Here is a 22,350-nt window from a genome sequence, read left to right as displayed (position 1 = left end):
ATGGGGGTGGAAGACCTCATAATCCCCGGGTCGTGGGTTCGATCCCCACCCGCCCTACGAACACCTGTGATTTGCCGAGCGTGGTCGCGGGTGACACCATGCTCGTCATCGAGCGGGGCGAGGTGCGAACACAGGGTGACGCGTCGGGGCAGAGGCACCCGGCATCGACCGTGCTGCTCGTGGTTCTCGGATTCGTGCTCGCAGCCTGCGGTGTCGCAGCCGACGCATCGTCAGCGGTGCCGCCACCGACGACGACCACGACCGTGGTGCCGTTGACGACCATTCCCGGGCGGGTGGTGGATGGGAGTGGCGCGCCGATCGCTGGTGCTCGTGTGCACACGTACATCGTCGGCACGACGTACTCGAGTACCCTCACCGTCGATGCCGATGGCCGCTTCGAGCTGACGGTGGGCGATGGGTCGCACCTGCCGCCTGGTGAGTGGGAGATCGGGGCCACCGCCTATCCGCCGCCGGAGCGGCACGAGTTGCTACCCCAGTCTGTGTCACTCGGCATGGTCGGCGGACCGCTCGTGACCGAGATCGAGTTCGTCCTGTCGACGACCTCGACGATCACGGTCGACGTCAGCGCCGGCGGCCAACCGGCCGACGCGTGGGTGTATCTCGTTCGAGGTAGTCAATCGCTCGGTTCGCCGGCGGTGATCGATGGGCCGACGATCGACGGTGTCGTCGAGTTCGAAGCGGTGCCGCTCGACGACTACCGGGTGTTCGTCAACAGCCGGACGCCAGGATTCGCCGACGAGTGGTACGACAGCACGCCGGTCCGCTCCGAGGCCGCCGTCGTGTCCATGACGGGCGGCGACCGCACCCTGTCCATCGATCTCGAGCCCGAGGCCGTCGTGACGGGGAGGCTGTTCTTGCCCGACGGCACCCCTGCCCACGATGCCGCCGCCATCGTGAGCGTCGACCCCCTTGCTGCCGATGCGTACGTCAATCCCTGTCGAGCCGACGTCAGCGCTGAACCGGCCGGCACCTTCCTCCTCGGCTGTCTGCACCCCGGTGCCGACTATCGGATCGTTGCACGATGGCAAGCGCCCGATGGCTCGTGGCTCGAGGCCAGCGCCACGGTGCAGGTCGCTGCCGGCGAGACCACGGTCGTCGATCTCTACCTCGGAGACGACCCGGCGGTGGTGCCGGTGGTGCCGGGGCGGTTGGTGGATTCTCGGTTGGGTGGGGTGACGGTTGATGGTGTGTTGGCTGGTGGTGGTGTGGTCGATGGTGGGTCGGTGTTGGTGGTGCCGGTGGTTGGTCGGCATGGGGTGCCGGAGTCGGCGAGTGCGGTGGTGTTGAACGTGACGGCGGTTCGTGGTGATGAGGCGGGTCATCTGACGGTGTTTCCGTGTGGTGGGGATGTGCCGACGGCGTCGAATGTGAATTTCGTTGCGGGTGGTGTGGTGGCGAACTCGGTGACGGTGAAGTTGGGTTCGTCGGGTGAGGTGTGTGTGTTCGGTTCGGCGACGGTGCATGTGGTCGTCGACGTGAACGCGTATGTGTCGGGTGAGGATGCGGTGGTGCCGGTGGTGCCGGGGCGGTTGGTGGATTCTCGGTTGGGTGGGGTGACGGTTGATGGTGTGTTGGCTGGTGGTGGTGTGGTCGATGGTGGGTCGGTGTTGGTGGTGCCGGTGGTTGGTCGGCATGGGGTGCCGGAGTCGGCGAGTGCGGTGGTGTTGAACGTGACGGCGGTTCGTGGTGATGAGGCGGGTCATCTGACGGTGTTTCCGTGTGGTGGGGATGTGCCGACGGCGTCGAATGTGAATTTCGTTGCGGGTGGTGTGGTGGCGAACTCGGTGACGGTGAAGTTGGGTTCGTCGGGTGAGGTGTGTGTGTTCGGTTCGGCGACGGTGCATGTGGTCGTCGACGTGAACGCGTATGTGTCGGGTGAGGATGCGGTGGTGCCGGTGGTGCCGGGGCGGTTGGTGGATTCTCGGTTGGGTGGGGTGACGGTTGATGGTGTGTTGGCTGGTGGTGGTGTGGTCGATGGTGGGTCGGTGTTGGTGGTGCCGGTGGTTGGTCGGCATGGGGTGCCGGAGTCGGCGAGTGCGGTGGTGTTGAACGTGACGGCGGTTCGTGGTGATGAGGCGGGTCATCTGACGGTGTTTCCGTGTGGTGGGGATGTGCCGACGGCGTCGAATGTGAATTTCGTTGCGGGTGGTGTGGTGGCGAACTCGGTGACGGTGAAGTTGGGTTCGTCGGGTGAGGTGTGTGTGTTCGGTTCGGCGACGGTGCATGTGGTCGTCGACGTGAACGCGTACGCGACAGGCTGACCGGCGCCCTCGACGACTCGAATACGGCCGATCCGAGAGGGGCGTCGATGCGTTAGCCGGCGCTCGGAGCGTCCGAGGTTCCGTCGGCGGAGTCGCCGAAGCGGGCCGCGGCGACGAGTGCGATCGACTCGTCACGGTGGCTGCGCTCGTCGAGGGCGATGCTCGTGTAGAACTCGGCGAGCGTCGACCAGGGCGCGTAGTCGTCCTGGAAGTCGCTCACCCATGGGGTGTCGTGGAACTCGGGGTGATCGTCGACGAAGTCGAGGTACGTGTGCAGCGCGTGGTGCTCGAAGTCGGCGTTCAGCGCATACGACCATTGCGGTCGCACCACGTACAGGAGCCAGGAGATCTGGTAGTAGACGAACGCCATCGCCTGGGGCAGCAACCGGCCCCGGATCCACGACCGCCGGAACCGCCGCTGATCGAGTTGTTCCTCGATCATCAGCAGGTGGAGCAGTTCGTTGTCCTGCTGCGACCGGGCGCCTCGCACCCGCTGCTGGATGTCGCGTGCGAACGACGGCTGTTCGTGGGTGTGGGTGATCGCCACGAACGCGACCTGCTCCCAGGCCTGGTACGGCACCCGTGCCACGACCTCGAGCACGCGGAACTTCTCCAACGTCGACGCTCGGCCGTACAGCAGGTCGAGGGCTGCGAACAGCAGCCGTGCCGGAACCCCGAAACGACGGGGCGCCTCGGAGCGGGCACGGTCGGCCTCGGCGAACAGCTGGTCGGGGGCGATCTCGTGTGCGGTCGGCACGGCTCCTCCTGGGGTGGGTCGGGAAGCGTTCTGGCCGTCGGTGGCGACGTCGTCCAGGGTACCGACGCTTCTCCGGACAGGTGGCAGAACGGGCCGAACGCGCGTGATCACGTAGGGTTGTGCCCTGGGCGGACGGCGAGGATTCTCGTGCGCCGGAAGGGGAAGCGAATGTCCATCACCATCACGCCGCGTTCCGTCACGGCCTTCGTCGCCGGCATCGTGGTCGCCGTGCTCGGCGCTCTCGTGGTCGCCGACTGGCGAGCAGACGCAGCTGTCGACGTCGACGAAACCACCTTCGTTCCGGTCACACCGTGCCGCTTGTTCGACCTCCGCCCGGGTGACGAGAACGTCGGGCCCCGGTCGACCCCGCTCCGGGCCGACGAGACGTATGAGCAGCAGGTCGCCGGATCGAACGGCGATTGTGTCGTCCCGAACGGCATCAGCGGTGTTGCGCTCAACGTGACGATCGTCGAGCCGACCGCCGCTTCGTTTCTCACCATCTACCCGTCCGACGTGCAGCGCCCGACGGCATCGAATCTCAACTGGGTGGCCGGCCAGGCGGCGACGCCGAACAAGGTCGACGTGAAGGTGTCGGCGGCGGGGGCGATCGATCTCTACAACCGGTTCGGCGACGTGTTCGTGCTCGCCGACGTCACCGGCTACTACACGGCCTCGGGCCTCGACCAGATCGAACAGCGTCTCGCCGTCCTCGAACGCACGTCGACGATGGTGGGCAGTTCGGGTGACCCGACCGACCTCACGCAGTTGCCCGTCGACGGAGCGATCGTCGACGTGACCTCGTTCGACCTCGAGGCGCCCGGTCCCGGATCCATCGTGGTCCACTCGTCGGCCACGGTGTCCGACCAATCACCGGGCGCCAAGATCTTCTGCACGATCTCCGACGCAGCCGAGCTCCAGACTCCCTTTCAGGGGTGGGAGTCGGCCGGCAGCGACGGCAGCATCGGACAGCTGGCCGGCTCCAGGGTGTTCGACGTTGCGGCCGGGAGCCACACGATCTGGTTGATCTGTCAGTCCGCCACCGGCTCCATCGACCCTGCACTCGGGAACGTCAGCGGCGCCGTCCTGAGCTACGTGTTCGTGCCGGACTGAGTCGGATCAGGCGTCGCGGCGGTTGCGGGTGCGGTAGAGCACCGACATGGCGGCGGCGGTCACGCTCGACGCCAGGATCGTGCCGACGATCGAGGTGATCGAGGTGACGACGATGAACCACCATCCGAAGTCGAGTTCGTCGTCGAGCACGACCGGGTCGAAGTTGCCGTCGCTGTCGATCTCGATCGTCGTAGTGCCACCCGACCCGAAGCCGCCGAACCCGCCGCCCGTGGCGATCGTGCCGACGGTCTGGATCAGCAGCGAGATCAGCCACATGATGATGCCGAGCAGGAGCAATCGGCCGAAGGTCGACCACCAGCGGCCCCGTGCGACCTCGCTCGACCGTGCGAACGGGGCGCCCGGACGGTCGATGATCGCCACGAGCACGAATGCCCACTTGATGCCGAGCCACACCCCGAACGGGATGCCGACCAGGATGAGCAGGATCGCGAGGGGCGGCACGAGCGCGATCAGCACGATCGCGACCAGGGTGGCGGCGATGACGGCGGCCATCAGGACGACGAACCAGCCGATCGCTCGGGGGAGTGTCGCCAGGCCACGACCGAGCGCCCGGAACCCGGCGGCGATCTCGTCGCCGGTCGAGCCGGGTTCGTCCCCGTCGACCGTGTCGAGCAGGAGTCGGGCCATGCCGAGTCCGCCGATCGCACTGGCGAGCATCCCAACGACGAGTAGCACGATCACGACGGGCAGCCGGTCGCTGCTCCATCCTTCGACCTCGTCGCTCGTGATGACCAGGCCGTCTGCCAAGCGGTCGATGGCGATATAGCTCGCGGCCGTGGTGATCGGCGCCGTGACCAGGGCGATGAGCGTCACGGCACGCCAACGCTTGTACGCGTTGCGGAACGACCGGTCGAGCCAGTCGCCGATGTCGGGGAAGTCGTCCGTGTCGGTCGGCGCGAAGCCGAACGCCGGCGTCGTCAGGTCCCAGGCGCGGCCGTCCCAGTAGCGCTGCTGTGCAGGGTTGTACGGGTCGGGATACCAGCCTGCGGGTGGGCCGGACGGTGGCTCGAACCCGGGAGCGTCAGGCATCCGGCTGTTCGATCGCGTCGATGAAGACATCGACGTCGGCATCTTCGCCGCCGATCAACCAGACGACGTCGCCGTCCTCACCTTCGTCCTGCCACGGCATGACGCCGTCGACGTTGTACCGGTCGACGGTGATGTCGTCGTCGCCGTCCTTGACCGGCGCGACGATCGACATCTCGACGATGGCGTCGCCCGGATGGTGGCTCAGGATGTCGATCAGTTCGGCGACGGTGAGACCGTCACGATCCTCGAGTTCCAACGTTCGCTCCTCGGTTCTGGGTCAGAAGGTGTCGCCCAGCCAGGCGCCGGCCCGGTCGAGCAGGTAGAGGCTGACGTGCTTGCACCGCTCGAGGGCCTGGGCGATGGCGCCGTCCTCGTTCATGTCGGTGTTCAGGTACACGTCGGCCAAATCGATGTTGATGCGGGCCACGAGCGACAGACTTCGCTCGGGGGCGTCGGTCACACTCGGGAACGAGTCGATCGCCGACACCTCGACGGGCAGACCCATCCCGCCCACGCCGGCGAGATCGGTGGCGAGCACGAGCAGGTCGGGCGGGTCGGTGAGCGGCGGGAGCGTCCACGTGAACAGCAGGGGGAACGTGAACCCGGTCGGCGGTTCGTCCTCGAGGTCGTCCATCTTCATGACCTCGTCCTCGAAGCCGAGGAGTGCCCTCGGGTCGACGTCGAGCGACAGGTGCAGGTCGATCGGGCCCGCACACGCCTCTTCGGGGTGCAGGTCGACCTCCCACAACTGGCGGAGGGAGTACGTCTCGACGAAGTGCCGTTCGTCGTGCACATGGAAGCCAAAGTCGATTGCTTGGCTCTTGAGGTCCGCCACGAAACCCGCGACGTCGATCACTGCCACGTCATGGACACTACCGTCACGGAGCGTGAAGGCAGTCAACCCCTCCCAGGCCCTCGACACGTTCCGTACGGCGGCCGACGCCGTCGCCGCTGTGCTCGCCTCCAATACCGATTGGGGAGCGTCCGGTCGGCGTGACGGCCAGTACGCCGTCGACCTCGACGCCGACCAGGCGTGCCTCGACGTGCTCTACCGGTCGGGCTACCGAGTCCTGTCCGAAGAGAGCGGCGTCACCGCACCCGACGGCGCAGACGGCGACGCCCCGATCGTCGTCGTCGACCCGCTCGACGGATCGACCAACGCCTCCCACGGCATCCCCTGGTTCGCCACCGCGTTGTGCCTCGTCGACGACGACGGTCCCGCCGTCGCCATGGTCGCCAACCACGCCTCGGGCGCCGTCTACACGGCGACTCGCGGCGGAGGCGCCTTCCTCGACGGCGAGCGGTGCCGCCCCAACGCGACCACCGACCTGTCGGCGGCGCTCGTCGGGGTGTCGGGTCTGCCGACCCATCACTACGGCTGGGCCCAGTTCCGGGCGATGGGTGCCTCGGCGCCCGACATCTGCAACGTTGCCGGCGGCGTCACCGACGCCTTCGTCGACATGAACGACCAGCACGGGGTCTGGGACTACCTTGCCTCGGTCTTGATCGCCGAAGAGGCGGGGTGTGTCGCCGCCGAGGTGTTCGACCGAGACCTCTGCGTCCTCGATCACACCGCTCGCCGTGGGCCGGTCGTGGCCACCACACCCGAACTGCTCGAGGCCATCCTCGCCGCCCGTCGGGCGTGAGGCGGCTCAGCCGATTCTGGCCGTCTGGCCGCCATCGACCGGGAGGCAGACGCCCGTGATGAAGGCGGCTTCGTCGCTCGCCAGGAACAACGAGGCGTTCGCGACGTCCCAGGCCGTTCCCTGACGTCGCATCGGCACCTGCGCTGCTCGCTTCGCGGCGTACTCGTCGCGGTCGACGCCCAACGCCGCGGCGGCGGCATCGACGCCGATCGGCGTGTCGATCAGGCCGGGGAGCACGGCGTTGCACCGGATGCCGTGTGCGGCGTTCGTGACGGCCACATTCCTGGTCAGCGCGTCGACACCAGCCTTCGACATCCGGTAGGCGGCGATCTGGGTGCCGGCGATCGACGCGATCGACGACACATTGGTGATGGCGCCCCGCTGCTGCTCCCGCATGGTCGGGATGGCGGCTTTGCACAGCCGCCACGTCGCTTTCAGGTTGACCTCGACGATCCGATCGAACACGTCCTCGTCGAGTCGGTGGGGCGGCCGGTCGCCGGCCCCGATACCCACATTGTTCTGCAGCACGTCGAGCCGCCCGAAGTGCTCGACCGCTGCGGCGATCACCCGCTCGGGCGCCCCGGCATCGGTCACGTCGACGACGAGCGGCACGGCCTCGACTCCCATCTCGGCGACTGCATCCAGCGTCGCCTCGACGGCCTCGGCGTCACGATCGACCAGGACGAGGCGTGCCCCCTCCTCGGCAAACCGGATCGCGGTGGCTCGCCCGTTCCCGATCGTCGCGCCGCGCTGCTGCCCGGCGCCGACGACGACGCAGACGGCGCCCTCCAGCCGGCTCACGGGCGCCGCTCGCCGTAGTCGCCGAAGGGGCGGTCCCGATCGCGGACCGCTTCGCGGAAACCGACCTCTTGCGATCGTTCGACGAAGTCGAGTCCTTCCTGGGTGTGACGGGCCACCCCGTCGAACAAGGTGCCGAGCCGGCGCGACGCCCTGGGGTCGTACATCTCGTCGGCGACGGCGTTCAACGACCAGGTGATCATCTCGAGCTGATTGCCCGGGACCTGGGCGATGCGTTGCGCCAAGGACATCGCGTGTTCGTGTAACTCGTCGTCGGGGACGACGTCGAGCACGGCGCCCATCTCCAACGCTTGCGCCGCCGTGAACTCGTCGCCGGTGAGCATGTAGCGGCGTGCCCGCTGGAGCCCCATCCGGGCAACCCAGTTCCAGGGTGCCTCCGGAATGCCCCACACCCGCGACGGTGGATAACCGAACCGGGCGCTCTCGCCGGCCACGATCAGGTGGGCGTTGAAGACGATGTTGGTGCCCCCGGCGATGCACCACCCCTGGACGGCAGCGACGGTCGGCTTCGAACAGTCGTGCAACTTCGCCCACGTGTCGGCGAACGAACCGATCATGTGTTGGTCGCGCACCGAGTCCCACACCCGTTCGTCGCGTTGCTCTTCGCCGGACTGGGCGTCGGTCGACCAATCGAGTCCGTAGCCGGCGCAGAACGCGGGGCCTTCGGCGTCGAACAGGATCACTCGCACGTTCGGGTCGCGCTCGGCCACGTCGAGCGCAGTGCCGAGTTCGTCTCGCAGCTCCGGTGTGATCGTGTTGTACCGATCGGGTCGGCACAGCGTCAGCCGCCGCACATGGCCGTGTGTTTCTTCGCGAACTGCGTTCCCCATGCCCGCATGCTCGCGGGCGGCGAGTCAGCCGAGCGAGGCGGCGACCTCGGTGATCACGTCGGCAGCCCGGCGGGCGTCGTCGAACGTCGTCTTCCACGACGACACGCTGATCCGCATCGCCGTCGCCCCGTTCCACGAGGTCGGACCGCACCAGATCCGTCCGTCGTCCTGCACGGCTTCGATCAGCCTCGCCGTGGTAGCCGGATCGCGATAGATGACGAGCACCTGGTTGAGCACCACGTCGTTCACGATCTCGAATCCGTCGCTCGTACCCAGCCGCTCGGCGATCGCCGTGGCGCCGTCGCACCCACGCTGCACCAATGTTGCGAGACCGGTCCGGCCGAGGGCACGCAAGACCGCCCACACCTCGATCTGGCGGGCACGCTGCGACGACTGGGGTGTGTGGTGCATCGCCTCGAAGCCGCTCGCAGGCGGCAGGTAGCCGGCGATCGACGCGAAGGTCCGCCGGAGTGCGCCGGGTCGCTGGACGAGCGCGATCCCGCAGTCGTAGGTGACGTTCAGCCACTTGTGGCCGTCGGTGGCCAGCGAGTCGGCCCGGGTGAGCCCGGCGGTGAGGTGTGCACGCGTCGGATCGGCCAGGGCCCACAACCCGAATGCGCCGTCGACGTGGAGCCAGCCACCGCGAGCCTCCGTCCAGTCGGCGATCTCGTCGAACGGATCGAACGCTCCGGTGTTCACCTCGCCGGCCTGCGCACACACCAGGATCGGGCCGTCGGCCGGGTCGAGATCGGGGAGCAGATCGGCACGCATGCGGCCCTGATCGTCGGACGGCACCGTCATGATCCGTTCGGAGCCGAGTCCGACGAACCCCAACGACTTCCGAACCGTCGAGTGCGCCTGGCGGCCGGTCACCACCTGGATCAGCGGGGCCCCGAACAGTCCCTGGGCCGGAGCGTCCCACCCCACCTCGGCGAGGAGCGCGTCCCGCGCGGCAGCGAGGCAGGAGGCGTTGGCGACCGTCGCCCCGGTGACGTACGCGACGTCGGTGTCGGCACCGAGGCCCAACAGGTCGACGAGCCACTCGCGGGTGACGTCGTGGAGCGTCGCTGCCACCGGCGACATGACCGGCAACGCGGCGTTCTGGTCCCAGGCGGCTGCGATCATCGCAGCGCCGAGTGCGGCAGGGTGCGTCGCCCCGGTGACGAACCCGTAGTAGTTCGGGCCGGTGTTGACCACCGTGGCCGCACCGCCCACCTCGGCCAGCAGTTCGAGCGTCTCGGCGACGTCGGACTCGCCGTCGGGCACGGTCCCGCCCAGCGCCGACAGTGCATCGACCGCACCAGCGTCGGGGAACACCCGCCGCTCGTCGATGGTCGCGGCGTACGCCAACGCCCGTTCCGCCGCGTCACGTACCGCACTCAGCTCGTCCATCCGACCATGCTCCCACGACCCCGACCCTCGACCGGCCCGGATTCCCAGGAGCCATGGCCGCCCCGGCCCCTCGGCGGGCGAGTTCTCTCGGTGATCGGGCCGGGTCGGTGGGCTCGTGGGGGTGGAGGGTCTGGCGCGGTGGGTGGGGCAGTTGTCGTTCTCTGGAGGCAGTGACGTGGCTGGTGGTGTCGTTCTCGGTGGCTCTGGTCCGGGTTTTCGGACGAGGTTCACCGAGATCGTGGTGGTCGGGGTTGGTGGGTGGGTTCTCGGTGGCTCTGGTCCGGGTTTTCGGACGAGGTTCACCGAGATCGTGGTGGTCGGGGTTGGTGGGTGGGTTCTCGGTGGCTCTGGTCCGGGTTTTCGGACGAGGTTCACCGAGATCGTGGTGGTCGGGGTTGGTGGGTGAGTTCTCGGTGGGGGTGGTCCGGGTTTTCGGACGAGGTTCACCGAGGACTGGTGTGCGGTGCGGGTGGCCGGCCCTCAGCGGTTGGTCGACTCGGCGAGGGACCTGAGGTCGCTCGCCAGGCGTTCGGTGAGCGCGCCGGGGCGGAGACGCCACTGCCAGTTGCCGGTCGCCGTGCCGGGGAGGTTCATCCGGGACTCGCTACCGAGGACGAGCAGGTCTTGCACCGGGACGACGGCGGCCACAGCGGGGCTCGCGAGCACCGTCTCGATCAGCGACCACACGGCCTTGCGGGTGCGGACCCTGGGCGGCATCCCGGTGTCGCGGCGGACGCGCTCCTTGCGACGACGCGGCGACGATGTCCACCATCCTGCGAGGGTGTCGTTGTCGTGCGTCCCGGTGTAGACGACGCTGCGCTCGACGATGCGACTCGGATGGTGATCGTTGGGCGGTCCGTCGAAGCCGAACTGCAAGACCCGCATCCCGACGAGGTCGTTCCGGTCGCGCAGCGCGAGCACGTCGTCGTCGAGGTCACCGAGGTCTTCGGCGACGATCGGGAGTGACGGGAACGCCTGCCCGACTGCGTCGACGAACGCCTGGCCGGGGCCGGTCATCCACGTCCCGTCGATCGCGGTCTCGTCGTCGGCGGGGACCGACCAGTACGCCGACAGGGCGCGGAAGTGGTCGATGCGGACGATGCCGGTCTGATCGAGGGTTCGCCCGAGCCGGTCGATCCACCACGAGAATCCGTCGTCGGCCATCACGTCCCAGCGGTAGATCGGGTTGCCCCACAGCTGTCCGGTCTCGCTGAAGTAGTCGGGCGGCACGCCGGCCTGGGCGGTCAGCCGGCCGTCGTCGTCGAGTTGGAACTGCGACTGGTGTGCCCACACGTCGGCCGAGTCGGGCGCGACATAGATCGGCGTGTCACCGAGCACCACGATGCCGGCCGCGTTGGCTCGGGCACGCACCGCCTGCCACTGCCGGTCGAAGAAGAACTGCAAGACCTGCTCGCGCTCGATCGCTGCGGCGTGCTCGATCGCCGAGGCGGCAAGCGCAGCGGGCTCGCGCCGCCTGATCGCCGGATCCCAGTCCCACCACGGCGAGACGGGGTCGGCGTGTTTGCGTGCGATGAAGTGGCACACGTCGGCCAACCACGGGGACTCGGCGACGAAGCGCTCGTAGTCGGGCCACCAGGGGTGGCCGTCGTCATCGAGGAAGGCGCCGGCCGCTGCGTCGAGCAGTGGCGCCTTCCACGTTCGCATCGCCTCGAAGTCGACCTGGGTCTCGTCGCCCCGGGGCGGGGTGCCGATGCCCGCGATGAGACCGGCCGCCACCAGCTCGCGCAGATCGATGAGCCAGGTGTTGCCGGCGAACGACGACGGGCTGAAGTACGGCGAGTCCTCGCTGCCGAGGTAGGTCAGCGGCAGGATCTGCCAGATCGACGCTCCGGTCGTGGCCAGCCAATCGACGAACTCGTGCGCCTCGGCACCCAGGGTGCCGATCGGTTCGGGGCCCGGGAACGACGTCGGGTGCATGAGCACCCCGTAGCAGCGGGACGGGAACGGTGCGGTCTCGGTCACCAGTCGACCTCCGGAGTCGGCGGGAACAGTGCGTCCCGTTCGGCGGCGAGACGGTCGCAGTCCCAGTCCTCGTCGACTCGCTTCAGGATGATCGGGCTCTTGTCGAGATCGGCGTACTGCACCCACTCGGTCGCCATGTCGAACACCGGGTCGCTCGCTCCGATGACGAGCTGTTCGGAGTCGTCGGTCACCGTGCCCTGCAGGGTGTCGGGGTCGGTCAGGTACGCCTGGTAGGCGAAGATCTCTCGCCGGGCGATGTAGAGCTCGCCGGTCAGTTCGTCGCTCACTCGGATGTCGACGGTGATCCCGGGGTTGCCGTCGCCGTCGTCGTCGATGATCCGGGGATCGTTCGGGTCGGTGGGAAGGGGTTCGTTCGCCGGGTCGTCGAGCTCGATGCCGACGGGTGTGGGCGTCGCCGGCCGTGTGATGCGCAGGGTGTCGTCGATCTCCTCGACGGTGACCGGAGTCGGCGGCGGCTGGATGGCCTGTGTCGCCTCGTCCGACAGCGACGTCTCGATCGGTTGGTCGGTTCGCTGCTCGGAGAAGCAGAACGATCCCTGGTCGATCAGCTCGCCGTCGACGGCCGTGAAGTCGTTGAAGCCGTAGCTGATGATGAGCGTCTTCAGGGTGCCGTCCTCGTAGGCGACGACGTCGTAGTGCGCCCACCGACCGACGAGTGGAGCGAACCGCGGGTCGACCGGTGGCATCGTGATTCCCGGGGGAGCGGTGGTCACCGGGGGAGCGGTGGTCGTCGGCGCTGCGGTGTCGGGCACCATGGTTGCCGGGATCGTGTCATCGGCGGTCGGCACACTGTCGAGCGGGACCGATCCGGCACTGTCGTCGGACGGCTGAGCGGCGCATGCCGACAGTGCCAGTGCGACGGTGCACCAGAGAAGTGGTCGCATCCCGGTGAACCTAGTGCGGCGTGCGTCGTATCGACCGGACGGTCGTGTCACCCGGTGGGAGGAACACGGATGCCGCGCAGCAGTAGGTCGATCGCCGTCGGTCCGAGCTCGGCGGGGCCCTCGAGCCGATAGATCGACATGTTCTGTGACAGCGCAACAGCGCCGTGGACACCTGCCCACAACACCTGCGCCAACCGCTCGGGCTCGCCCGCCACGATCGTGCCGACGCCCTGCCCCTCCCGCACCGCCGTCACCAGCAGGGCGTGGAACGGCAGCTCGTCGGGATGGTCGGGTTCGGGTTGATCGTGCGACGGTGGTCGTACGTACAGCAGTGCGCTCCGGTACACCTCGGGCTCGTCGAGCGCGAACTGCACGTAGCGCTCGAGCAGGGCTCGGATGCGTGTGAGCGGCTCGTCGAACTCGCTCGCCAATTCGATGAACTCGACGTTGACCCGTGCGACGGCGCCCGTCCACAACGAACGCATGAGCGTCGCGAGGCTGTCGAAGTAGGAGTACACGGTGCCGACGGAGACACCGGCACGGTCGGCCACGTTGCGGACCGTCACGTCGGAACCCCGCTCCCGATACAGCTCGATCGCCGCGCGTTGGATCTGGCGACGCTTCGCCGAGCGTTCCTCGTCGGATTGGGGTGGTCGTGCCACGACGTTCAGCCTGGCACGCAGCCCGTCGGCCCGGCGAACATCCGGGTACGACGGTCGGGCACGAACCCCACGTCGAGGTACAGGCTCGCTGCAGGTGGGTTGTCGGGGCTCCAGCAGATCTTGACCCGCTCGGCGCCGGCGTGGGCGAGCAGTGCGAGACCGCTCGTGAGCAGGTGCCGCGCCAAGCCCTTGCGCTGATGGTCGTCCTCGGTGCGCATCGGCTCGACGAGACCGGTTTGCGTGACCGGATCGAACCAGAACAGGCCCGACGCCACGGCGTCGCCCTCGTCGTCTTCGACGAGCAGGTCACGATCGGGCGAGTAGAGCGACGTCTGCAGCAGCCGTGCCTCGACGTCGGCGCCGCTGCGCCGGATGTAGTGGTGGGGGCGATCGGTGCGGTCCGTTCGTCGATGCAGTGAGTAGCCGTCGGCGATCGGTGACACGGCCGGAACGGCGGCGGCGTCGATCCAGCCTTCGACGTAGCCGCCGTCGCCGGGCGTGAACCCGTTCCGGAGCAGTGCCCGCTCGACCGGTCCGTCGGGAACTGCCTCCAGCTCGACGTGTCCGATCCCGTGTGCTGCCGCGTGTTCGAGGCCGCGTCCGACGACCGACTCGGCCCAGTCGTCGTCGGCGTCGGGGAGCAGCAGCGGGTCGAGAGCTGTTGCCTCACCCCACGCCGTTGCGATCGCCGCGGCGACCGGGCCGTCGTCGTCGAACCAGAACAGTTGCGGGTACTCGTCGGTTCGGCGGGGCGACCGCCACCACCACTGGAAGTCGGCCGCCTCGTACATGCCGGCGGTGGGATGCATCGCCCGGTTCCGCTGCAGCAGCTCCGTCGTCGCCACAACCGCATCGATCCCCGACAGGTGCCGTTCGACCGCTGCGCCCATGTCGGCAACCTACGTGAGTGACGGGGTCCGTCGGCGGTGGGTTCGCGACGCTCGTCGCCGTCCCGTCGGGTCAGGCGTCGGCGGGGCTCCAGAAGCCGTGGGTGCCCGAGCTGATGCGCTCCGGCAGCGAGATCCGGGCGATCGGCCCGGCGGTGATGTCGGCGGCGTCGACGACGAGGCACTCGGAGCGGTCGTCGTTCACGTCCATCGTGAACGTGATCAGGTAGCCGTCGTCCTCGGCGGTGGAGCCGAGGCGCGGGGCCATGACCGTTTCGCTCGCGAACACTCCATCGGGCAGTTCGAGGATCTCCTCGGTGCCGCTGTCGACGTCGTGCTTGATGACGCCCTTGAAGCCGAACCAGCCCTCGCACGGCAGCGCGTTGAACGAGTAGCGGTGGCGGCGACCGCCGTAGCGGCCGTTGATCATCCCGAACTCCTGGATGCGTTCCGACAGGTGCTCTTCCTTCGTCTCGCCGGTGCGCAGGTTGAACCGCCAACGGTGGGCCTTGGCGTTCATGGAATACAGGTCGAGGTAGCGGAACAGGTTCTGATCGAACGACCACTCGGGGATCGGATCGGGCGATGGCGTCTCCTGGAAGAAGCCGTCGAGGACGATCTCGTCGCCGTCCTCGTAGGCGTTGATCCAGTGCAGGACGTAGGTGGGGTCGGCCTCGAACCAGCGGATCTCTTCGGTGGTGCCGTAGCGCGGCACGATCGCGAACCGGGTCGGGACGTCGCGGTGGAACGACGGCAGGTAGATGCCGTGCTCGATCAGGCTCGGCTCCCAGAACATCGACAGGTCGGGCAGGATCGAGTAGTGCTCGGTGAACGCCATGTCGTGGGGCAGGCGAGGGCCGGGCAGCGGCACGTCGATGTAGTGGGCGAGTCCGCCGTCGGCACCGACGACGCCGTAGTGCATGTACGGCTGTTCGGTTCCGTAGTTGAAGAACAGCAGCTCGTTCGTGACCTCGTCGATCTTGGTGTGGGCCGAGATGCCGACGCCGTCGGGCAGGCCGAAGGTTTCGCGGCCCTGTGCCTCGAGGGTGACTGGGTCGAAGGCGTACAGGTCGCCGCACAGCCAGAAGCTCGATAGCGCCTTCCCGTTGTGGACCACCACGTCGGTGCTCGACGCGTCCTTCATGTTCGGACGCGCACCGAGTTCGCACGACTCTTTGGCGGCGTTGACGTTCTCGGCGACGCCGGCGAAGAGCGCTTGGCCCATCTCCCGTTCGGCGACGAAGCCGTCGGTGCGCACGAACCGGTTGTGGTACTGCGCCTCCCCGGCGGCGAACGAGATGGAGTGGAGCATGCCGTCACCGTCGAACGGGTGGTAGCGCTCGATCGAGGGGAGCAGCGGGTTCTCGGTGTTGCGGATGTAGGTGCCGGCGAGGTCGTCGGGGATCTCGCCGACCACGTCGAGGTCCCATGCGTCGTACTCGCGTGTCTGCGGGCGCCAGGCGCCCGTGCGGTACGGGTGGGTGTCGTCGGCGGGCAGGCCCGACTCGAACGTTTCGTGGATCTGGACTCTCACGGTGGTGCTCCTGGGGAGGGTCAGCCCGCGGTGGCGGGTTCGACGACGAAGCTGACGGTGGTGGCGGTCGAGCCGCCGATGTTCAGGGTCTGTGCTCGGCGGACGCCGTCGACCTGGTAGCCGTTGGCCGTCCCGCGCACTTGCTTGCAGGCGTCGACGAGCATGCGGACGCCGGTCGATCCGACCGGGTGGCCGCCGCCGAGCAGGCCGCCGCTCGCATTGATCGGCGTGGCGCCGTCTCGGGCGATCGTGCCGTCGTCGATCGCTTGCCACGACCGCCCGGGCTCGGTGAGGCCGAAGTGGTCGATGGCCATGTACTCCGACGCCGTCATGCAGTCGTGTGTCTCGATCGCGTCGATCGCTGCGACGTCGTCGACCCCGGCCCGCTTCCAGGCGTCGGTGATGGCCTGGCGCACGTGGGGCATCACGTAGGCGTCGTTCCGGCTGGCGGCGAGCTTCGGCTCGAGCGGCAGGCCGACGGTGCGGTGCCCCCACCCGACGATCCGGGCCTCGTCGACCGACGGACGGTGCTGCGCCATCCACCGCTCCGAGACGAGCACGACGCCCGCTCCGCCGTCGGTGATGTGGGTGCAGTCGGTGCGGCGCAGGCGGCCGACCACGACCGGATTGGCGTGGTCGTCGGCGGCGAACATCTCGGGTCCGAGGTTCCACCCTCGGGTCTGGGCGTTCGGGTTGGTCTGGGCGTTGGAGAAGTTGAGTTCGGCGATCGAGCGCAGATGGGCATCGTCGACGCCGAATCGGCGGTCGTACTCGTCGGCGATGCGGTCGAACATCGCCGGCCAGATCGGCAGGTCGCCACCGGTCTCGGTCGGCACGTGCGCCGCCGCGGCTTGCACCTGGGCGGCCTGGATGCCGGGCATCGTTCGTTCCTGTTCGGCACCGAGCACGAGCACGACGTCGTAGCGGCCCGCCTCGATCTCGGCCATGGCCGCCAGTGCGGCGATCGAGGCAGATGCGCACGCGGCCTCGTGCCGCATCGCCGGTACGCCGGCGAGTTCGGGCACGACGGTGGCCGGCATGGCGCCGAGGTGCCCCTGGCCCGTGTAGAGCTGACCGAACGCGTTGCCCACGTGGATGCTCTCGACCTGGGCCACGTCGATCGCGGCGCTGCCGAGGGTGCCACGGACGATCTCCTCGACGAGGTCGTCGAGGGTCAGTTCCTCGCGGCGCAGGTTGCGGGCGAAGTCGGTCTGGTAGCCGCCGAGCACGTAGGTCATGCCGGGTCTCCTTGCTTGCTGGGTGGGGCGAGGTGCGCCGCCATGGCATGCACGATCTCGCAGTGCAGTGCACCGTTGCGTTCGCACGACAGGACGCGGGGATGGTTCCAGCCCTGCGAGGTGAGCATCATCGCCTCGGCCATCGCGTCGGTGTCGCCGTCGCGGATGACCGACGCCCGCTGGCCGAGGCGGACGAAGCGGGTGTAGTGGGCGAGTGCCTCGGCCTCGCGCTCGCGGTAGATCGTGCGGATCTCGGGCGAGCGGAGATGGAGCGACCGAGCGAGGTCGAACACCACCGAGTTCTCGCGAAAGAAGCCGAACGCACGCCATGTCCAGCCTTCGAGGAACGGTGTCAGCTCGGCATCGAGGAGTTCGGCGACGTCGAGTTCGTGCTCGACGAACGCGACCAGGTCGACCATCGCGGCGTCGAACGCACCGGCGACGGCGACCTCGTGCGACTCGAAGTAGTTGTAGAAGGTCGCCGACGACGTTCCTGCCCGCCTGGCGACCTCGCCGGCGGACACGGCACCTTCGTCCTCGATCGTGCTCCGGACCGCCTCGACGAGCCGCAGACGCGTCTTCGCCGCCCGTCCGGTGTTCGTGTGCGGTTCGGCCCCCATGAGCCGAGCATTGTTGTAGTGCGACTCCAACTTGTCAAACCGAAGTCGAGTGTCACTCCAACTTTGGCGAGAGCGAGCTCAGTCGAGCCGTGATGTTCGCAAGCTCGAGTCGAGACGGCGCGACGTCATGACGCGCCGTCCGGGCGGCAACGTCATGGCAGCGCCTCTCGTCGTCGGTGAGACGCAGCGTCAGCGCCATGGGCGGGGTGGTACCGGACCTGACACCATCAACCCGACATCAACAACCTGACACCGCTGGTGGGCGTTGAGGGACTCGAACCCCCGACATCTTCCTTGTAAGGGAAGCGCTCTAGCCAACTGAGCTAAACGCCCGGAGCGGGAGATCCTACCGGTCAGGCGTGCCAGTCGAGGATGTCGCCCGAGCCCTCGAGCAGCATCGAACCGGGGAACACCCGGAGCCGCCACGGATCGAGCCGCATGGCGACGAACGTCTCGTCGGTGGGCTCGTTCCAGACGGGGATCATGGTCGGGTCGTACCCGACCGGCTCGGGGCCGTCCTTCAGCAGGTTCCAGACCCGGGTGCAGGTCTCGTCATCGGTGAGGAGTTCGGCGTTGCACTCGGCGGTGGCGATGTCCTGCTGAGCATCCCAGTAGTTCACCGACACGAACGGGGTGTGTTCGAGGTGGGCCACCTTGACCGGCGTCGGAGCGGTGCCGATCCAGCCGACGAGGCGGTTGCCGTCGAACTCCCAGATCGGGTGCAGTACCCGAGAGCGCGGTCGGCCCTGCGGGTCGACCGAGGCGACCGTCGCCCAGACGATCCGGTGTGCGGTCTCGATGAACGCAGGTGCGATGTCGGCGATCGAACTCATCCCCGCAGCCTCGCATACAGCACGACATGGGGTCGGATACGTTTCGTCGGGGCCGACGAAACGTATCCGACCCCATGCTCCCATCTCGTCAGGTGCCGCAGAAGGTCTGGTAGGTGCGGTCGAAATCGTCGGGCGCCGGGCGGGCGTGGCGTTCGAGGCCGGGGCGGGCGGTGAACGGGTCGGTCACGGCGTCGAGCATCGTGCCGAACGGTTCCATGTCGCCCGAGGCAGCGGCGCTGAGCGCCTCCTCGACCAGGTGGTTGCGCGGCACGTAGATCGGGTTGACGGCGTCCATCGCGGCGGCGACCGCATCGGCATCGCGACCCTCGCGTTCGAGCCGCGCCGTCCAGCCGTCGACCCACGCACCGACCGCCTCGCCATGGTCGAGCGGGGCCGACACCAACTGCGTGCTGCGCCGGGCCTCGTCGGCGAGCATGCGGAACGTGAGGGTCAGGTCGGCCCGGTCGTCGCGCATCGCGGCGACCAGTTCGTCGAACAGCTCGGCGTCGCCGTCGTGCTCGTCGAGCAGGCCCAGTTTGCGGCGCATCCCGGCTTCCCAGGCGGTCCGGAACCGAGGCATGAACGTCTCGAGGACCGAGCGAGCCTCGGCGACCGCGTCGTCCACGTTCCCCTGGTCGGGGGCGACCACGAGTGGGAGCAGCGATTCGGCGAGTCGGGTCAGGTTCCACTCGGCGATCGACGGCTGATGCGCATAGCGATATCGGCCGCCGTGGTCGATCGACGAGAACACGGTGTCGGGGTCGAACCGGTTCATGAACGCACACGGGCCGTAGTCGATCGTCTCGCCGGAGATCGTCGTGTTGTCGGTGTTCATGACGCCGTGCACGAAGCCGACGAGCATCCACTGGGCGATCAGCTCGGCTTGGACCCCGACGACCGCATCGAGCAGGCCGAACGCCGGGACGTCCGCATCGGCGGCGCCCGGGTGATGCCGCTCGATCGCCTGGTCGGTGAGGCGCTGCAAGACCGACCGGTCGGGAAGCCTCGCTGCATACTCGAACGTGCCGACCCGCAGGTGGCTCGCAGCGACGCGCACCAGGAGTGCCCCGACGTCGTCGCCGGCGCGGTGGACCCGGTCGCCGGTCGTCACCACGGCCAGCGCCCGAGTGGTCGGGATGCCGGGCGCGTGGATCGCCTCGGCGAAGAGGAACTCGCGCAGCATCGAGCCCAGCGCCGCTCGACCGTCGCCGCCACGTGCGAACGGGGTGCGACCCGAACCCTTCAGGTGGAGATCGACCCGCTGCCCGTCGGGCCCGGTCACCTCGCCGAGCAGGAGCGCGCGGCCGTCGCCGAGCTGCGGGTTGTAGCTGCCGAACTGGTGCCCGGCGTACGCCATGGCGACGGGATGGGAGCCGGGCAGCAGCCGCTGGCCGGCGAGCACGTCGACCTGGTCGCGCAAGGCCGCCAGCCCGAGATCGGCGGCCAGAGTGTCGTTGAACGCAACGAGACGCGGATCGGGCATCTCGGCCGCCTCCCAATCGACGGCGAGTTCGGGCAGCGTCGCCCGGTACGTGCTGGTGAGCTCGATGTCGGAAACTGCGGTCGACATGGCTCCAGTATCGCTGGAGAACGCGCGTCCCAAACGGCCCCCTCGGTCGCCGTGATCAGGCCCTAGCCTGGTCGCCCTATGCCGGCAACCGAGCTCGACCAGATCGTCAACCTCTGCAAGCGCCGCGGGTTCGTGTACCCGTCCGCCGAGATCTACGGCGGCTTCCGCTCGACCTACGACTACGGCCCGCTCGGTTCGCTCCTGCTCCGCAACGTCAAGGAGGCATGGGTCCGGGCGATGGTGCAGCAGCGCGACGACGTCGTGTTGATCGACGCCGCGATCCTCGGCCCGCCGCAGGTGTGGGAGGCCTCGGGGCACCTGTCGAACTTCACCGACCCGCTCGTCGATTGCACCAACTGCAAGAACCGGTTCCGCGAAGACAAGCTCGACGACCCGAACACGTGCCCGTCGTGTGGCGCCAAGAACTCCTTCACCGAGGCGCGCGAGTTCAACCTCATGTTCAAGACCCAGGCCGGCCCGGTCGAGGGGTCGGGCGCCGACGCCTACCTGCGCCCCGAGACGGCCCAGGGCATGTTCACCAACTTCGGACAGGTACTCCAGACGACCCGCAAGAAGCCGCCGTTCGGCATCGCCCAGGTCGGCAAGAGCTTCCGCAACGAGATCACCCCGCAGAACTGGATCTTCCGCACCCGCGAGTTCGAGCAGATGGAGCTCGAGTTCTTCGTGCCGCCGGCCGAGGGCCCGCAGTGGTACGAGTACTGGTGCAACGAGCGGCTCGACTGGTACGTCCGCCACGGCATCCCCGCCGACATGCTCCGCATCCGTGCCCACGACGACGACGAGCTGTCGCACTACTCGACCGGCACCTCCGACGTGGAGTTCACGTTCCCGTGGGGCTGGGACGAGCTCGAGGGCATCGCCCAGCGCACCGACTACGACCTCAAGCAGCACTCGGAGCACTCGGGCGAGCGGCTCGACTACTTCGACCAGCCGAACAACGAGCGCTACGTTCCGTACGTGATCGAGCCGGCGGCCGGAGCCACCCGCACGATGGCGGCCTTCCTGCTCGCCGCGTACGACGAGGAGGAGGTCGGCGACGGCGACAAGAGCGACGTCCGCACCGTGCTCCGGCTGCACCCGCGCCTCGCCCCGTACAAGGTGGCGGTACTGCCCCTCTCGAAGAAGGACACCCTGACGCCGCTGGCGCACGAGGTCCGCAAGCTCGTCGGCGATCGCTACATGGTCGACTACGACGAGACCCAGTCGATCGGCAAGCGGTACCGCCGCCAGGACGAGATCGGGACGCCGCTGTGCATCACGGTCGACTTCGACTCGCTCGACGACAACGCGGTCACCGTCCGCGAACGCGACACGATGGAGCAGGTGCGCGTGCCGATCGCCGAGCTCATGCCGCTGCTCACCGAGAAGCTCGGCTTCTGAGGGCCGCGACGCCCGCCGATTGACGATGGCGACGTACCTCGACTCGATCCTCGAACGACACCGTGAGGTGGCGGCGGCCGACACCCGGTCGCTCGACAACCTGATCAGCGAAGCCCGCGACCAGCCCGCCACGCGCGGCTTCCGCGCCGCGCTGGCAGCGTCGCCGACGCTGGCGGTCATCAGCGAGATCAAACGGCGGTCGCCGTCGAAGGGCGACCTCAACGCCGGGCTCGACCCGGCCGAGATGGCTCGTATCTATGAGCGTGGGGGAGCGGCGTGCCTGTCGGTCCTCACCGACGAGGAGTTCTTCGGCGGGTCGGTCGCCGACCTCCAGGCGGCCCGCTCAGCGTGCTCGCTGCCGGTCATCCGCAAGGACTTCACCGTCTGCGCACACGACGTCGCCGACACTCGCATCATGGGTGCCGACTGCCTGCTGCTGATCGCGGCGGCGCTCGACCCGAACGAACTGGCCGAGTTGCACGCGCTGGCGACCGACATCGGCCTCGACGTGCTCGTCGAGATCCACGACGAAGCCGAACTCGAGACGGCGATGGCGGCGGACGCCACCCTCGTCGGCGTCAACCAGCGCGACCTCGTCACGTTCCAGGTCGACCACGAACGAGCGGTTCGGGTCGGTCGGGTCATCCCCGACACCGTCGTCCGAGTCGCCGAGTCGGGGGTCCGCGGCGCGGACGATGCCCGTGCCCTGCACGCAGCGGGTTTCGACGCCGTCCTGGTCGGCGAGACGCTCGTCACCAGCGGCGATCCCGCTGCGGCGATCGCCGACATGATCGGCTGAACTCGGCATCGACCGCGTTGTTCTAGTGTCCG

General features: G+C 68.4%; 21 protein-coding genes and 1 tRNA gene. 5 read left to right on the top strand and 17 right to left on the bottom strand.

Going from position 1 to position 22,350, the window contains the following annotated elements:
* Window positions 1-1,085: 1,085 nt before the first annotated feature.
* The gene (locus tag BDK89_RS11485; RefSeq protein ID WP_166657533.1) at window positions 1,086-2,282 is read left to right on the top strand and encodes a hypothetical protein; all 1,197 of its coding nucleotides are present in this window, start codon (window positions 1,086-1,088) and stop codon (window positions 2,280-2,282) included.
* A gap of 52 nt (window positions 2,283-2,334) precedes the next feature.
* On the opposite strand, the gene BDK89_RS21785 is transcribed toward BDK89_RS11485, so the two are convergent.
* On the bottom strand, window positions 2,335-3,039 hold the full coding sequence (locus tag BDK89_RS21785) for an alternative oxidase (RefSeq protein ID WP_166657532.1): 705 nt from the start codon (window positions 3,037-3,039) through the stop codon (window positions 2,335-2,337).
* A 168-nt stretch (window positions 3,040-3,207) separates the two neighbouring features.
* On the opposite strand from BDK89_RS21785, the gene BDK89_RS21780 reads away from it, so the two are divergent.
* Entirely contained in the window at window positions 3,208-4,149 is a 942-nt protein-coding gene (locus BDK89_RS21780) for a hypothetical protein (RefSeq protein WP_166657531.1), read from the top strand.
* A gap of 6 nt (window positions 4,150-4,155) precedes the next feature.
* Here the strand turns inward: BDK89_RS21780 and BDK89_RS11470 are convergent, their stop codons facing one another.
* Genes BDK89_RS11470 through BDK89_RS11460 form a run of 3 tightly spaced genes read right to left on the bottom strand, consistent with a single transcriptional unit; the run spans window position 4,156 to window position 6,061 of the window.
* Window positions 4,156-5,199, bottom strand: a complete 1,044-nt coding sequence (locus tag BDK89_RS11470; protein ID WP_166657530.1) for a DUF2510 domain-containing protein — start codon at window positions 5,197-5,199, stop codon at window positions 4,156-4,158.
* Window positions 5,192-5,455, bottom strand: coding sequence for a hypothetical protein (locus tag BDK89_RS11465; RefSeq protein WP_133869070.1), 264 nt, complete (start codon window positions 5,453-5,455; stop codon window positions 5,192-5,194). The genes BDK89_RS11470 and BDK89_RS11465 overlap by 8 nt, the downstream gene beginning before the upstream one ends.
* Before the next feature lie 21 nt (window positions 5,456-5,476).
* Window positions 5,477-6,061 carry a hypothetical protein gene (locus BDK89_RS11460; protein ID WP_243839152.1) on the bottom strand — a complete coding sequence of 195 codons (585 nt, stop codon included), beginning with the start codon at window positions 6,059-6,061 and terminating at the stop codon, window positions 5,477-5,479.
* A 25-nt stretch (window positions 6,062-6,086) separates the two neighbouring features.
* On the opposite strand from BDK89_RS11460, the gene BDK89_RS11455 reads away from it, so the two are divergent.
* Window positions 6,087-6,845, top strand: coding sequence for an inositol monophosphatase family protein (locus tag BDK89_RS11455; protein WP_166657529.1), 759 nt, complete (start codon window positions 6,087-6,089; stop codon window positions 6,843-6,845).
* Between the two features lie 6 nt (window positions 6,846-6,851).
* Here the strand turns inward: BDK89_RS11455 and BDK89_RS11450 are convergent, their stop codons facing one another.
* From BDK89_RS11450 to BDK89_RS11390, 13 genes are all read right to left on the bottom strand, one after another.
* Window positions 6,852-7,646: an SDR family NAD(P)-dependent oxidoreductase gene (locus BDK89_RS11450; RefSeq protein ID WP_133869067.1), complete on the bottom strand. Its 795-nt coding sequence runs from the start codon at window positions 7,644-7,646 to the stop codon at window positions 6,852-6,854.
* Window positions 7,643-8,494: a crotonase/enoyl-CoA hydratase family protein gene (locus tag BDK89_RS11445; RefSeq protein ID WP_133869066.1), complete on the bottom strand. Its 852-nt coding sequence runs from the start codon at window positions 8,492-8,494 to the stop codon at window positions 7,643-7,645. Before BDK89_RS11445 ends, BDK89_RS11450 begins: the two co-directional genes overlap by 4 nt.
* Window positions 8,495-8,518: 24 nt before the next feature.
* Complete coding sequence (locus BDK89_RS11440; RefSeq protein ID WP_133869065.1) at window positions 8,519-9,886, bottom strand: pyridoxal phosphate-dependent decarboxylase family protein; 1,368 nt, start codon at window positions 9,884-9,886, stop codon at window positions 8,519-8,521.
* Between the two features lie 480 nt (window positions 9,887-10,366).
* Window positions 10,367-11,869, bottom strand: coding sequence for a 4-alpha-glucanotransferase (malQ, locus tag BDK89_RS11435; protein WP_133869064.1), 1,503 nt, complete (start codon window positions 11,867-11,869; stop codon window positions 10,367-10,369).
* Window positions 11,866-12,774, bottom strand: coding sequence for a hypothetical protein (locus BDK89_RS11430; RefSeq protein WP_133869063.1), 909 nt, complete (start codon window positions 12,772-12,774; stop codon window positions 11,866-11,868). The genes malQ and BDK89_RS11430 overlap by 4 nt, the downstream gene beginning before the upstream one ends.
* 47 nt (window positions 12,775-12,821) lie before the next feature.
* Entirely contained in the window at window positions 12,822-13,436 is a 615-nt protein-coding gene (locus BDK89_RS11425; protein ID WP_133869062.1) for a TetR/AcrR family transcriptional regulator, read from the bottom strand.
* A gap of 5 nt (window positions 13,437-13,441) precedes the next feature.
* A complete protein-coding gene (locus BDK89_RS11420; RefSeq protein ID WP_133869061.1) occupies window positions 13,442-14,326 on the bottom strand; it encodes a GNAT family N-acetyltransferase in 885 nt (294 codons plus the stop codon).
* Window positions 14,327-14,396: 70 nt separating this feature from the next.
* Window positions 14,397-15,857 (bottom strand): carotenoid oxygenase family protein, encoded by a 1,461-nt coding sequence (locus BDK89_RS11415; protein WP_133869060.1) that lies wholly within the window; start codon window positions 15,855-15,857, stop codon window positions 14,397-14,399.
* A gap of 20 nt (window positions 15,858-15,877) precedes the next feature.
* Window positions 15,878-17,095, bottom strand: coding sequence for an acetyl-CoA acetyltransferase (locus BDK89_RS11410; protein ID WP_133869059.1), 1,218 nt, complete (start codon window positions 17,093-17,095; stop codon window positions 15,878-15,880).
* Window positions 17,092-17,715, bottom strand: a complete 624-nt coding sequence (locus BDK89_RS11405; RefSeq protein WP_133869058.1) for a TetR/AcrR family transcriptional regulator — start codon at window positions 17,713-17,715, stop codon at window positions 17,092-17,094. The genes BDK89_RS11410 and BDK89_RS11405 overlap by 4 nt, the downstream gene beginning before the upstream one ends.
* A 256-nt stretch (window positions 17,716-17,971) precedes the next feature.
* Window positions 17,972-18,048, bottom strand: a tRNA-Val gene (locus BDK89_RS11400).
* Between the two features lie 20 nt (window positions 18,049-18,068).
* On the bottom strand, window positions 18,069-18,548 hold the full coding sequence (locus BDK89_RS11395; RefSeq protein ID WP_133869057.1) for a pyridoxamine 5'-phosphate oxidase family protein: 480 nt from the start codon (window positions 18,546-18,548) through the stop codon (window positions 18,069-18,071).
* Between the two features lie 88 nt (window positions 18,549-18,636).
* On the bottom strand, window positions 18,637-20,118 hold the full coding sequence (locus tag BDK89_RS11390) for a protein adenylyltransferase SelO (RefSeq protein WP_133869056.1): 1,482 nt from the start codon (window positions 20,116-20,118) through the stop codon (window positions 18,637-18,639).
* Between the two features lie 78 nt (window positions 20,119-20,196).
* On the opposite strand from BDK89_RS11390, the gene BDK89_RS11385 reads away from it, so the two are divergent.
* Both BDK89_RS11385 and trpC read left to right on the top strand, forming a co-directional pair.
* Window positions 20,197-21,519: a glycine--tRNA ligase gene (locus BDK89_RS11385; RefSeq protein ID WP_133869055.1), complete on the top strand. Its 1,323-nt coding sequence runs from the start codon at window positions 20,197-20,199 to the stop codon at window positions 21,517-21,519.
* Between the two features lie 25 nt (window positions 21,520-21,544).
* The gene (trpC, locus tag BDK89_RS11380) at window positions 21,545-22,318 is read left to right on the top strand and encodes an indole-3-glycerol phosphate synthase TrpC (protein WP_133869054.1); all 774 of its coding nucleotides are present in this window, start codon (window positions 21,545-21,547) and stop codon (window positions 22,316-22,318) included.
* The last annotated feature ends 32 nt before the right edge of the window (window positions 22,319-22,350 follow it).

The organism is Ilumatobacter fluminis (assembly GCF_004364865.1).
In the GTDB taxonomy this organism is placed as follows: Bacteria; Actinomycetota; Acidimicrobiia; order Acidimicrobiales; family Ilumatobacteraceae; genus Ilumatobacter; species Ilumatobacter fluminis.
This window is presented reverse-complemented; position numbering and strand designations above follow the sequence as displayed.

Bases quoted from the DNA above. Each gene is read 5' to 3' on its own strand.
- BDK89_RS11430 (WP_133869063.1), bottom strand. From the start codon at position 12,774: ATGCGACCACTTCTCTGGTGCACCGTCGCACTGGCACTGTCGGCATGC.
- BDK89_RS11470 (WP_166657530.1), bottom strand. From the start codon at position 5,199: ATGCCTGACGCTCCCGGGTTCGAGCCACCGTCCGGCCCACCCGCAGGC.
- BDK89_RS11445 (WP_133869066.1), bottom strand. From the start codon at position 8,494: ATGGGGAACGCAGTTCGCGAAGAAACACACGGCCATGTGCGGCGGCTG.
- BDK89_RS11395 (WP_133869057.1), bottom strand. From the start codon at position 18,548: ATGAGTTCGATCGCCGACATCGCACCTGCGTTCATCGAGACCGCACAC.
- BDK89_RS11385 (WP_133869055.1), top strand. From the start codon at position 20,197: ATGCCGGCAACCGAGCTCGACCAGATCGTCAACCTCTGCAAGCGCCGC.
- trpC (WP_133869054.1), top strand. From the start codon at position 21,545: ATGGCGACGTACCTCGACTCGATCCTCGAACGACACCGTGAGGTGGCG.
- BDK89_RS11410 (WP_133869059.1), bottom strand. From the start codon at position 17,095: ATGACCTACGTGCTCGGCGGCTACCAGACCGACTTCGCCCGCAACCTG.
- BDK89_RS11390 (WP_133869056.1), bottom strand. From the start codon at position 20,118: ATGTCGACCGCAGTTTCCGACATCGAGCTCACCAGCACGTACCGGGCG.
- BDK89_RS11405 (WP_133869058.1), bottom strand. From the start codon at position 17,715: ATGGGGGCCGAACCGCACACGAACACCGGACGGGCGGCGAAGACGCGT.
- BDK89_RS21780 (WP_166657531.1), top strand. From the start codon at position 3,208: ATGTCCATCACCATCACGCCGCGTTCCGTCACGGCCTTCGTCGCCGGC.
- BDK89_RS11420 (WP_133869061.1), bottom strand. From the start codon at position 14,326: ATGGGCGCAGCGGTCGAACGGCACCTGTCGGGGATCGATGCGGTTGTG.
- BDK89_RS11440 (WP_133869065.1), bottom strand. From the start codon at position 9,886: ATGGACGAGCTGAGTGCGGTACGTGACGCGGCGGAACGGGCGTTGGCG.